This is a genomic window from Romboutsia sp. Marseille-P6047 (assembly GCF_900604535.1).
Lineage (GTDB): Bacteria > Bacillota > Clostridia > Peptostreptococcales > Peptostreptococcaceae > Romboutsia_E.
Window position 1 is genome coordinate 67,831 of the sequence record NZ_UWOT01000005.1, and the last position, 12,180, is coordinate 80,010.

At 24.7% G+C, this 12,180-nt stretch carries 11 protein-coding genes; 4 read left to right on the top strand and 7 right to left on the bottom strand.

What is annotated here, in order from left to right; genetic code table 11:
• Window positions 1-207 precede the first annotated feature (207 nt).
• Together EIH23_RS06650 and EIH23_RS06655 are read right to left on the bottom strand one after the other, a co-directional pair.
• Window positions 208-1,800 (bottom strand): AbgT family transporter, encoded by a 1,593-nt coding sequence (locus EIH23_RS06650; RefSeq protein ID WP_122639444.1) that lies wholly within the window; start codon window positions 1,798-1,800, stop codon window positions 208-210.
• Window positions 1,801-2,157: 357 nt separating this feature from the next.
• Window positions 2,158-5,286 (bottom strand): helicase C-terminal domain-containing protein, encoded by a 3,129-nt coding sequence (locus EIH23_RS06655; protein WP_243113341.1) that lies wholly within the window; start codon window positions 5,284-5,286, stop codon window positions 2,158-2,160.
• 190 nt (window positions 5,287-5,476) lie between these two features.
• On the opposite strand from EIH23_RS06655, the gene pdaA reads away from it, so the two are divergent.
• Window positions 5,477-6,307 carry a delta-lactam-biosynthetic de-N-acetylase gene (gene pdaA / locus EIH23_RS06660; protein ID WP_122639445.1) on the top strand — a complete coding sequence of 277 codons (831 nt, stop codon included), beginning with the start codon at window positions 5,477-5,479 and terminating at the stop codon, window positions 6,305-6,307.
• Window positions 6,308-6,372: 65 nt separating this feature from the next.
• Here pdaA and EIH23_RS06665 read toward each other — a convergent pair whose 3' ends face one another.
• A complete protein-coding gene (locus EIH23_RS06665) occupies window positions 6,373-6,876 on the bottom strand; it encodes a hypothetical protein (RefSeq protein ID WP_122639446.1) in 504 nt (167 codons plus the stop codon).
• A gap of 130 nt (window positions 6,877-7,006) precedes the next feature.
• Between EIH23_RS06665 and EIH23_RS06670 the strand changes: the two genes are divergently transcribed.
• Both EIH23_RS06670 and EIH23_RS06675 read left to right on the top strand, forming a co-directional pair.
• Complete coding sequence (locus EIH23_RS06670) at window positions 7,007-7,942, top strand: zinc dependent phospholipase C family protein (protein WP_122639447.1); 936 nt, start codon at window positions 7,007-7,009, stop codon at window positions 7,940-7,942.
• A gap of 11 nt (window positions 7,943-7,953) precedes the next feature.
• Entirely contained in the window at window positions 7,954-9,369 is a 1,416-nt protein-coding gene (locus EIH23_RS06675) for a CehA/McbA family metallohydrolase (protein ID WP_122639448.1), read from the top strand.
• A 6-nt stretch (window positions 9,370-9,375) separates the two neighbouring features.
• Here EIH23_RS06675 and EIH23_RS06680 read toward each other — a convergent pair whose 3' ends face one another.
• From EIH23_RS06680 to EIH23_RS06695, 4 genes are all read right to left on the bottom strand, one after another.
• Window positions 9,376-10,011, bottom strand: a complete 636-nt coding sequence (locus tag EIH23_RS06680) for a SpoIVB peptidase S55 domain-containing protein (RefSeq protein ID WP_122639449.1) — start codon at window positions 10,009-10,011, stop codon at window positions 9,376-9,378.
• Window positions 10,012-10,040: 29 nt separating this feature from the next.
• On the bottom strand, window positions 10,041-10,346 hold the full coding sequence (locus EIH23_RS06685; protein ID WP_122639450.1) for a hypothetical protein: 306 nt from the start codon (window positions 10,344-10,346) through the stop codon (window positions 10,041-10,043).
• A gap of 154 nt (window positions 10,347-10,500) precedes the next feature.
• A complete protein-coding gene (locus EIH23_RS06690; RefSeq protein ID WP_122639451.1) occupies window positions 10,501-10,758 on the bottom strand; it encodes a hypothetical protein in 258 nt (85 codons plus the stop codon).
• 16 nt (window positions 10,759-10,774) lie between these two features.
• A complete protein-coding gene (locus tag EIH23_RS06695) occupies window positions 10,775-11,560 on the bottom strand; it encodes a GNAT family N-acetyltransferase (RefSeq protein WP_122639452.1) in 786 nt (261 codons plus the stop codon).
• A gap of 416 nt (window positions 11,561-11,976) precedes the next feature.
• On the opposite strand from EIH23_RS06695, the gene EIH23_RS16240 reads away from it, so the two are divergent.
• The gene (locus EIH23_RS16240; RefSeq protein ID WP_164489006.1) at window positions 11,977-12,141 is read left to right on the top strand and encodes a hypothetical protein; all 165 of its coding nucleotides are present in this window, start codon (window positions 11,977-11,979) and stop codon (window positions 12,139-12,141) included.
• Window positions 12,142-12,180 lie beyond the last annotated feature (39 nt).

Here is a 12,180-nt window from a genome sequence, read left to right on the forward strand (position 1 = left end):
AAGACTTAGGTAATTACTCAAAATCTTCAGTCATAGTTTATACAAAGGATAACAAAATACATTCAATTTCCATAAAATGAAAAGATTTTGTATATGAAATTTTTCAAAAACCTCTACAAAATAGTAAGAATATCTAAATATTGTTCTAGACATAAAAAAGAAATCCCATAACATTTAAATGTATTGAGATTTCTTTTTTTATTTATATTATAAGCTGTAAACTAGTCCTGCTCCTGGTCCTAGTGGTAATCCTAATGTCATCCATAATACTAACATTATTATCCATCCAACTAAGAATATTAAACTGTATGGTACCATTGTTGATATTAAAGTTCCTATACCAGCTTTTTTATCATGCTTTTGAGCAAATATAACTATCATTGCAAAGTAACTCATAAGTGGTGATATTATATTAGTAGTAGAATCACCTATTCTGTAAGCAACTTGAGTTAACTCTGGAGATATACCAAGTTTCATGAACATTGGTAAGAATACTGGAGCCATTATAGCCCATTTAGCTGAAGCTGATCCCATGAATAAGTTTATAAATCCTGCAAATAATACGAATACTATTATTAGAACTATAGAGTTCATATTCATTGAACCTAGTAATTCAGCACCTTTTAATGCTAATATTGTACCTAAGTTAGTGTATGAGAAGTAGCTAACAAATTGAGCCATAACAAATGCTAATGCTATATATGATCCCATCGAAGCCATTGACTTACCAAGTTCAGCACCAACATCTTTCTCATTTTTAAATTTACCTGATAATTTTCCGTAAACAACTGCTGCCACGAAGAATATTATTGCTATTAATACAACTAATCCATTCATTAATGGTGAATGATCTATTATTGAATTTGCAAATGTATCTGCTTCTAAGTTTCTTAATACTGAGTTTGGCATTAATACTATTGCAACTAATGCTGCTAACATTAATAATACTACTGTATTAGTAATTTTTAATGCTCTTTGTTCTTCTTTAGATAAGTTTTGTAAGTTTTTATCTTCTTCTGATAATTGAGATTTACCACTGAAAGATCCTAATCTAGGTTCAACTATTTTATCAGTTATAAACCAACCTAATCCTGTTATTAAGAATGTAGATGCCATCATAAAATACATATTTGATGCTGCTTGTACTGTATAGTTTGGATCTAACATTTGAGCTGCACCAGTAGATATACCTGCTAACATTGGATCTATTGTTCCTATTATTAAGTTAGCACTAAATCCTCCAGAAACACCAGCAAACCCTGCTGCAAGTCCTGCAAGTGGATGTCTACCAAATGACATAAATATTAATGCTGCAAGTGGAACTAATACAACGTATCCTGCATCACTTGCTATATTTGACATAACTCCTAAAAATACAACCATTGGTGTAACTAATTTTGCTGGAGTTACAGAAACTGTCTTTTTAAGTAAAGCAGATATGTATCCACTTCCTTCTGCTGTACCTATACCTAACATACCTACTAAAACAACCCCAAGTGGTGCAAAGTTTATAAAGTTAGATATAGCATTTTCTAGCATATAAACTATACCTTCTCTTGATAGTAAGCTTACTGCTGTTATTGTTTGGAATTCAACTTCATTAGTAGCTCTATTTATAAGTTCTCCTTCTGCTGAAAGACCTACACCTGCTGCTACTGCAGATATAATCATAATTGCCACACAGAATAATGCAAATAATGTTATAGGATGAGGAAGTTTGTTTCCTACTACTTCTATTCCATCAAGGCATTTTTGAAATACACTTTTTTTCTCTTGCGTTGATTTAACCGCTCTATCCATATTCTTTCCCTCCCTAATAATAAGTTCTTATTTTTAATAAATAAATTAATTTTTATATACTAATTATATCAACCTAAAAATAATTGTCAACTTTATTTTTAAAATTTTCTATAAATTTCAACAATAATACTTTATTTATTAATTTTAGTTATTTTCCAAATCAACTTTTATTATTAGAAAATTTTAAATTTTATACTTATGATAAAAAAAATAATAAACCCCTGTTAAATACTACTTTACAAGAGATTTATTTTAATATAAAAGATTTATATGTATAATACATTTCCTACATATATTGAAAGTTATATATAATTTTTCTTCATTTTTTAAAAAAGTTTAATTTTTATTATTTAATCATTAAAGTATCTTATCTTTATTTATTAAATAATTTATATTAAAATACTTTATTTTAAAAGTTTTTTGTAAATCACCCATATAACGTACTCTACTACTCAAAGTTCGTTTTTTTATTTCTTCATTTATATAATTTTCAGCTTTTTTCATATCTTTAATTTGTATACTTTTTAAACTTTTTGAAATATCCATAATGGCAGATTTTATAATTTCATCTCTGCATCTTTTAAAATGAGCTTCCATATTCTTATACATATTACTTCTATTCATACTAATAATTCTACATCCATGTAAATCTTTTTCAAGCATCCTTAAAGTAGTTTTATTACTTCCACTATTAAGTATAACAAAGCAACCATAATCATATTTACTCCTTAATATACGTCCTAAAGCTTGCTTTATTTTTATAGCTAGCTGAGGATAGTTTATTCTGTGATAAGGTATATTGTATTTATGCATTATAGTTGAATACAAAGGATCTTTGGGGTTTAAGTTTGGTATTTTATCCAACGTAGCACATATAAGTCCATCTCCCGGAACATCTACACCTTCAAAACAGCCTTTAGAACCTAATACTACACATTTTTTATTTATATCTTTAAGTACATTTATACCTTTTTTGTCACTATAAATTTCTATATCTTTTTCATGTAAGTAATTCTTTAAAACCTCATAAGTCTTAGTCTGCCTGTCCTTACTATTAAATAGACATAAAGTATGCCCATTAGTTATATCACAAATATCACTTATAATCATACTTATTTCATCTATAAATGAATTATTTTTATAACTACAAATATCATTTACACTAATTAAAGATAGCCTCCTTTTATAATCATAAATAGGTTCTATTACTTTTTCTAAATTATTAACTCTATTTATTCCTAACGTTCTTTTAAAGTAATCCATCTTATTTCCTACACTTAATGTAGCTGATAAAAATATTCCTGTAGATAAAGAACTTAGTATATTTTCTTCAAATAAGTCTGCTATATTTAATGGAACTACTCTAATTTCAAAATACTTAAAGTTTTTATCTATATCTACTATTCTCGCAAAATTATCATCTTCGCTATATTCTAAAAAGGCTTGAATAGTATTTCTTATATCTTCCATATCCTTAAACCTTGACTTACCAAATTTATATACATCAGATTCTTTATCACAACTATCATCTTCCATATTTCTATCAATAGCTACTAATATTGATGTAATATTTCTTAATATAGTTTCACAGCTAATCTTTATTCTTTCACTATATGGATTATATGTAATACTTGCATACTCTCCATTCTTTTTTATCTTTCCAGCAACTTCATTTGATTGTAGATTTAACTCCCATCTTAAATTATACATACTTAAATTACTATACTCGCTAGTTTCTCCATAAATAAGTAGTGATTGAATTTCTTCTACTATTAAGTTTATATTTGTACTTATTTTATCTTTAATAGTTCTATCTAATCTTATATGATTATAAAATTTATCAAACATCTTAACTTTTTTAAGCTTTTTATTATATGAAAATGGACTATTATATATATTTTCATAAGGATATATTTCCTGTAAAAAATATAAAAAAGCCCTAGAATCTACTATACTAGAGAAAAAATCATATCCTTTTTCAGTTAAATTATGTGCCTCATCTACTATTAAATTTTCAATTGGCTTTTCTTCTTTATATGGCCATTTAGCAAGTAGTGAGTGATTTATTACTGTTATGTCTTCTTCTTTTAATTCTTCAACTCTTTTTTTATATAAACAATTTTTAATACATTTTTTAGGTCTACATAAGTTAGGATCACAACTTGAGCTTATAATATGATTCATTATTCCAGTAAAATGATTTAAGATCCAATAATTTATTTCTTCTATATCTCCATAATCTCCATTTTCTACTAATCTCTCTAGATATATAATTCCTAATACTTCTAATTTATTTAAATCATCAGACTTATAATCATATTTATATGATTCTAGCTTCTCCACACATATATAGTTATTTTTTCCTTTTATATATCCATAACTTACTTTATTATTTAACTCTAGAGAATTAAGTATATTAGGAATATCTTTGTTTATAAGCTGAGTTTGTAGTTCCTTAGTATCTGTAGATACTATTATTCTTTGATTTCTTAATCTAGCTTCTAAAATTGCTGGTAATAAATATCCAATACTTTTTCCAATACCTGTTGGTGCTTCTATACATGCAATATTAGCTGACCCATGGTTTCCTCTAAAAGTTTCTCTTATAGTTTTTGTAAGTTCATACTGTCCTGGTCTAAACTCATATATAAATCCTTCTTTACTTGCCCAAATGCTATCATCCTTAAGCAAGTCTTCATATGGACTATGCTTTGAATGTATTTTATTAAAGATTTCCTTTTCCTTCTTTTTATCTCTATATGATAAGTTGCTTTTATTATCTTCATACTTTATGTTATATTCATCTATTTCATAATTTCCTTCATCTATAAATCTACTCCAGTCCCAACTTGATAATCCAAATTTATTTAAATAAGAATTTATTTTAAAACTTAATGGTTCTAGTGTTGCGTTATTAATTTCACTTTTATTAAGTCTCATTAAAAGTGCATTCACAACGTTTATAGTATCTATAGCATCATCTAATGCTCTATGTTTTTCATCACTTTTATCATTGGTTATTCTCTTTTTTAGATAATCTAAACTATATTCTTTATGATATGGCTCTAATATCGCTGCTAATTCCATAGAATCTATAATCTTATTTTTAATTTCCGGTATATAAAAATTAAAGAAACTTTTTTCAAATTCTGCATTATGACATACTATAACTTTATCCTCAATAAAGTCTATAAGATATTTTTTCACCGTATTTAAATCCATCGCATTATTAAAGTCTTCTCTTTTTAATTCACTACATAAAGAAAATATCTCTAGTGGTATTTCTTTTTTATTTTTTATTAAAGACCTAAAGGTAGTTATTTCTTTATTGTTTATTTTCACAGCTCCAATTTCTAATATTTCAGATTTACTCGGATTTAATCCACTTGTTTCTATATCTAAAAAAATAACATTATTTATCACACTAATAATATCATTTCTTAATTTTATTATATTCTCCACTTCATCCATTTTAAGTCCTTTCAATATTACTTTACTTCTAAGTTTATCTTAGTTTTATATAATATTTACTTTACTATACATTTTATAATTTTTAAATATTTTATATTAATTGACAAAATTTTATAGCGATATATTGTTCTAATTTGTGGTATATAATCGACCATAATTATAAAAACTATATAAAGTTAAATTTATTATAATTAGAGGTGATTTTGTGAATAAAAAAAGCTATAAAAATTATTATATATTAGGTGCTTTTTTAATTGCTTTCACATTGTTAGTTGTACCAAATTTTTCTCTAGTCAAAAAGCTTAAAACTCAAATTTATTCTCCTGGGCTTAGTACTACTGAATATAATTGGTATTTTAATCCTCGTAACGATGGAAAGCAACCGTCTCCACCTCAAGAAGCTAGTTTCTTTAAGAAATATGATTCTTATTATGTAGGAGACCATAATGAAAAGGTAATATATTTAACATTTGATGAAGGGTATGAAAATGGTTATACAAGCAAAATCTTAGATGTATTAAAGAAACATAGTGCTAAAGCCCATTTCTTCGTAGTTGGAACTTATATTGACACTAATCCTGACCTTATAAAACGTATGGAAAAAGAAGGACATTTAGTTTGCAATCATTCTAAAAATCATCCTTCTATGGCAAGTATACATGATTTTGATAAGTTTAAAGATGAAGTTATTAGTGTAGAAGAATCTTATAAGAATGTTACAAATAAGGATATGCCTAAATACTTTAGACCTCCAATGGGAAAATTTAGCGAAGAGTCTTTAAAATACACACAAGACTTAGGTTATAGTTCAATATTTTGGAGCTTTGCTTATGTAGATTGGTATAATGATAAGCAACCTACTCCAGAGTTTGCAAAAGAAAAAATCTATTCTAGAACACATCCAGGTGCAATAGTTTTACTTCATCCTAATTCAAAAACAAATAGCGAAATACTTGATGAAGTTCTTACTCACTGGGAAAAAGAAGGATATAGATTAGAAACATTTGATTATTTAGTTAAATCAAATAAAAATTAAATATAAAGTAAAGGTCTTAAATAAATATATTTCAATAATTTAAGATCTTTACTTATACTTTTAATTTAAGCATCTACTAATATATTTTTTCCTTTATATTCTGCTACCCAGTATGGTTTATATATACTTTTTATTTCTAGTAGCTTTATATTTTGTATATTTAGATTATCTAACATATCATTTTTATATTTTTTTTCCATAAACTTTATAATTTGATTTTTCACTTCTTCAATAATTTCGTAGTCATCAACTTTAGATTTTTTTATACAACTTTTTGGTACATATCTTTTTACTGTAATTGGAATAGAATCTACAGACTCAGAATATCCGCTATATGTATTTACTACCATGGTTACATCGAACTTTTTAGAACTATTTCTAAATAAATTCATACTCCCCTTTTTGCTAGTTATTTGATACTTTAAAATTTTAAACTCTATATATTCTAGATGTATATCTTGAGCCTTATTATTAAATTGTATTACTTTACTAATTAAAGGTGTTTTATTAAATATCTTTCTAATAGCATCTTTCTTTTTTACATTTATTTTTATAGAATCCACTAACATAAATATCCTCCCAGGATGATTTTATTTATTTACTTAATAAATTATATTATCCATAAGCTTGTTCTAATGTATATAGGTTTTTAAATTTACATATCATAATGATTACAATTATGAATTGGAGGATAAAAAAATGCCAAGGGCTATTACACACTATTTATTTGCTAATGATTGTTTTAATAATTTAGATATAAAAACACAAAATATAATAAAAAAAAATATTAATGTATATAACTTAGGGAGCCAAGGTTCTAATTTTTTTAATTATTATAATGATTTATCCTTTTTGAATAAAAAAAATACTTCTCTATTAAGTGCTCTTATTCACAATAAAGATACTAATATTTTTTTTAATAATATGGTTATGTATTGTAATAGTAAAAATAATTTAGAACATTTATTTAATGACACAAACTTTAAAAACGTTTGTATCTCATATATATACGGTTTTTTATCTCACTATATATTAGATGAATACGCTCATCCATATATATATAGTTTACAAAAAACGCTAAAGGAAAAATATAAATATAAAAGTGCTGTAGCTCTTCATAAAAGTATTGAAACTCATATTGATAAATTAATATTATTCAAATTTAAAAGCTTAAAACCATATGACTTTAAAGATTATTTAAATATTGATATTAGTAATGATGATTTATTAGTAATTTGTGATATGTATAGTTATTTACTAAGCTATGTGTATAATAAAAAAATCACTTATGACGATATAAAAAAATCATATTATACATTTAAAAAAGTAGAAAAAAAATTAAATACATCATATAACCTATTTTCTAAAATTTATTTAAATATAAAAAACACAACTGTAAAAAATAGTTTTATAGATAATGAAATATATTCTAACTATTCACATTGTGTAAATGATTTACTCAATGAAAATCACTCTGTATGGGTAGATCCTATTACCCTAAAAAAGCATAACTGCTCTTTTTTAGATATATACAATAATAGCTTAGATATATTTTTAGATACTTCTATAAAATTAGATTCTTACTTTAAAAATAAATCTTCTATTGATTTTTTAGAGTTTAAAATTAGTTATTAAGGGATGATTTAATGAATGTGAAAAAGATAATATTTTTAATAGTACCAATACTTTTATTGTTAGTCTTTATACATGAAAGTAATGATGATACTGTAAGTGCTATAAATGAAATAAAAGATGATTTAACTCCACCGATTATAAAAAAAGTAAATCCATCTAAATGCCAACAATATATAGTTGGAAAACCTACAATATCAGTGTCTTATAAAGATGATACTGGTATAAATTTATCATCAGTAAAATTTTTTGTAAATTATAAAGATGTTACAAGTGATTGTACAATTACAAATGAAAAGATTACTTATACGCCTAAAACTAAATTTAAAAGAGGTAACCAAATAGTAAAAATTGAATTAAGTGACTTATCTAATAATAAAAAAGAATTTGAATGGTATTTTACAGTTGGTACTCCTGTATATACTCACTATAGAGGTTTACTTCATGCTCATACAGAAAATAGCGATGGCCATGGTACCTATGAAGATGCTTATTATTTAGCAAAATATAAAGCTAATTTAGATTTTTTTGCTATAACAGACCATTCTAATTATTTAGATAATGACTTAATGTGTACTTTAAATGATTCATCACCTTCTAAAAAATGGAATAACTTAATAACTTGTGCTGATAAGTATTCAAGTAATGGTGAATTTATAGCATTATCTGGATTTGAAATGACATATGATATGAATGATGAAAATCCAAAAGGACATATTAATGTATTAAATACAGATGGATTTATTTCTTCTAATGATACCAGTTTAGACTTAGATAGATTTTACCAAATTATATCTAACTACGAAGATTTAATAGGACAATTTAATCATCCATGTGATAAGTTTGGTAAGTTTAATGACTTTAAATATTCACAAGCTGCAGATAAAGTAATTTGCTTATTAGAAATAGGTAATGGATATAATAAATCTATGGATAAAAATATAAAAGCATATGATATGTATCAATATGCTTTAGATAAAGGTTGGCACGTTGCACCTACATGTAATCAAGATAATCACAAAGTTGATTTTGGTATAGCAAATGAGTTTAGAACAGTTATTTTATCTACTGACTTAACAAAGGATGCTTTATATGATGGATTAAGACATATGAGAGTATATGCAACAGAAGATAAGAACATAAAGATAGATTATACAATAAATGATTCACCCTTAGGTTCTACGCTAAAAAAACCATCGAAATTAAATTTTTCTGTTAGTGCTATAGATAATGATAATAGTGATACTATTAAAGATATTCAAATTATAAGTAACAATGGATCAATTATAAAAAAACAAAGCTTTAATTCTAATTTTGCTAAATTAGATTTTACTATCAAGGCTAAAGAAGATGCATTTTATTATGCTAAAATAATACAACAAAATAATAAGATATCAATTACTGCTCCTATATGGGTAAAAATAAGATGATGGAATTTATTTTTCCATCATCCACTCTATATATAAACCAACACCTTCTTTTGTATTTGTAGCTAATACATGTGATAATGCACCTATTATTTTTCCATTTTGTATTATTGGTGAGCCACTCATACCTTGTAGTATACCACCATATGAATTTATAAAATCTTTATCAACTACTTCAAATTCAAATCCTTGAGTGCTTGGCTCATCTTGATTGTTTATTTTAGTTATATTAATATCATAAAACTTTTTATTTTCTTCAGTACTATTACTTATAACTAAACTTGCATGTCCTAATTGAACATCTTCAACTTTACCTACCTTATAAATTTGTTTATCTTTAAAATTATCACAAGTTATTTTTCCCTTTGCTCCAAAGTCATTTACTTTATATATATTACCTTGACTTTTGTCTTTCATTTTTCCATAAATACTACCAATTTCACATTTATTAGATTTTTTTATTTCTACTACATTACATAAATATATCTTACCTTGTTTTGAAATTATATCATTTAGTTCATTAACTCTTATATTATGTCCTACAGCTCCAAATGTATTTTCTTTTGGATCTATATAAGTTAATGTAGCGCAAAATGGAATGTATTCTGTAAAATAGGATGGATTAAGTTCTTCTTTACTTAACATTATGTTTTCATACTTTCCATTTCTTAATATTAAAACCTTATAATTTTTAGCTTTGTTATAGATAATATAATTAAAAATATCATTTCTATTTTTATTTTTTTATTATCTATTTTACATATTAAATCGAAGTTTTCCAAATTTTTAAATTTGTTATCTCTTTTATAATACATAACTTTTTGAGTATCCATATTAATCTGTAAAAGTTCTCCTCCTATAATAACTTCTGAAGGAATTTCTTCTTTTTTTTGCATTGAATGAATACAACTTGGAAATAATACTATTAAAGTAAAAATAATTAAAAACATTTTTAAATTTGTTTTAAAGGACTTTTTCATATAGTACTCCTTCAATAAAATATTTTTAATTGCAGTATTATTATGTGTATCTATCAAATATATTATAATGGTAAGTACTTTATCCAACTTTACTATTTGCATCAACTTCATTTATTTAACTAAAAAAACGAGTACTTACATACTCGCTTTTAATTTACTTTTTATTTTTTTTTGATCTTATATCCATTTCTCCATATATATAGTTAACACCTAATATAATAAAATACCAAATTACAAATAAAACTATACCTGCAATAAGTACTATATTTTTAAAGTTAATTAGTAAATCTAAAATTATAGAATTATCTAATTTTAAACCTAAATAAAGTAAAATTAAACTTACTAATACTATTATAACAGTCTCTTTTAATGCTTTTAATCCATATTGCTTTAATCTATATATTTTTTCCATTTTAATCTCCTGGTGATTATTTTAATAAAATGCTCCACTTATCATCTACTTCATATCCTATTTTTTTATAAATTCTGCCTGCGTACTCATTATTATAAAATAAACAAGGTACTTTACCTTCATTAAATAATTCTTTTGATAATGTGTATACCATATATGTAGCTAACCCTTTATTTCTATAATTTATATCTGTACCTACACCACAAATCATAGCTAAAAAGCTTGTCTCTATTCCTGTAGATACTGTGCTTATTATTTTATCATTATCTTTTACAAAATAAATCCTTGTATTCTTCTCATTTAATTGCTTAGTCTTTGATGGTATATAATCTGGTGCATGCATTCCATCTATTTGACTTAAGAATTTATTTAATTCTTCTAAATCTTTTACTTCAGCTTTTTGAATCTTATTTTCTGTACCTACTAAAGTTTCTATATTATTTAAACTTTTTAAGCTACAAAAATAAGTTTCTTTAAATTCTTTATAATCTTCATATCCGTCTAATAATTTATCTATAACCGATTTTTTCCCACTAATCTCTTTTATATCCAAAGTATTTATATGACTTATCATTTCATCTACATCAAAATCATTCTCATAACTATAAATTACTAAAGATTTGTAATATCTTAGCATTACAGCAGCAATCTTTTCGTTGCAAATTTGAAACCAAACTTCTTGAAATTCTGTATTTAATCCATAATTTTCAACATCGCCTATTATGAATAAATTAATACGCTCTTCATGCGATACATATTCCCAAAACGCTTTTTCTAAGCTTTCATTTACTTTTGTAATCAAAAGTATTCCCCCCTTATCTTTTTACAACTAATAAGCCTATTAATTATAAAAAATTTTAGTGGACTTGACCTAATTATAAAAAAATATATCGTATATATCAATAGCATTTCCTATTATTTAATAATTATTTTATTTACAAAGTTACACATACACCATATATATTCTTTACTGTTGATGTAATATCCTCTATAAATCATAGTTATATGATAATTTTCTTCAAAATTTATATTTTACATTTTTACCTACCTTATTTATATATGCATTTAGTTTTGATACTTATACGTATTATTACAAAATAAATATCTAGCAAATTTTATAATAACTTTTTATTATTTCTAAAAATTCAAATTTTATTTACTTATATATTTCTTATTAATTCATAAAATATAACTAATTCATCTTAAGGAGGACTTAATATGGAAAACAAATCGACTTGTAGTTCAGGATGTAATTGTAATCATGGACATTTTGAATTAGCTAATCTTAATTCATCTGAAAAAGCAGCTATTGACAAAGCTGAACATTTAGTAAAAGAGGAAACTGGAAAAGATTATGTCATGATAGCTTGGGAAAAGAAATAGCTTTCAAGTAAAAAAAGACAATATTAAATAGGTTTTAAC

What these genes read in the sequence shown, in the direction of transcription:
- EIH23_RS06650 (WP_122639444.1), bottom strand. Translation starts at nt 1,800, where the DNA reads ATGGATAGAGCGGTTAAATCAACGCAAGAGAAAAAAAGTGTATTTCAA.
- EIH23_RS06665 (WP_122639446.1), bottom strand. Translation starts at nt 6,876, where the DNA reads ATGTTAGTGGATTCTATAAAAATAAATGTAAAAAAGAAAGATGCTATT.
- EIH23_RS06670 (WP_122639447.1), top strand. Translation starts at nt 7,007, where the DNA reads ATGCCAAGGGCTATTACACACTATTTATTTGCTAATGATTGTTTTAAT.
- EIH23_RS06675 (WP_122639448.1), top strand. Translation starts at nt 7,954, where the DNA reads ATGAATGTGAAAAAGATAATATTTTTAATAGTACCAATACTTTTATTG.
- EIH23_RS06680 (WP_122639449.1), bottom strand. Translation starts at nt 10,011, where the DNA reads ATGTTAAGTAAAGAAGAACTTAATCCATCCTATTTTACAGAATACATT.
- EIH23_RS06685 (WP_122639450.1), bottom strand. Translation starts at nt 10,346, where the DNA reads ATGAAAAAGTCCTTTAAAACAAATTTAAAAATGTTTTTAATTATTTTT.
- EIH23_RS06690 (WP_122639451.1), bottom strand. Translation starts at nt 10,758, where the DNA reads ATGGAAAAAATATATAGATTAAAGCAATATGGATTAAAAGCATTAAAA.
- EIH23_RS16240 (WP_164489006.1), top strand. Translation starts at nt 11,977, where the DNA reads ATGGAAAACAAATCGACTTGTAGTTCAGGATGTAATTGTAATCATGGA.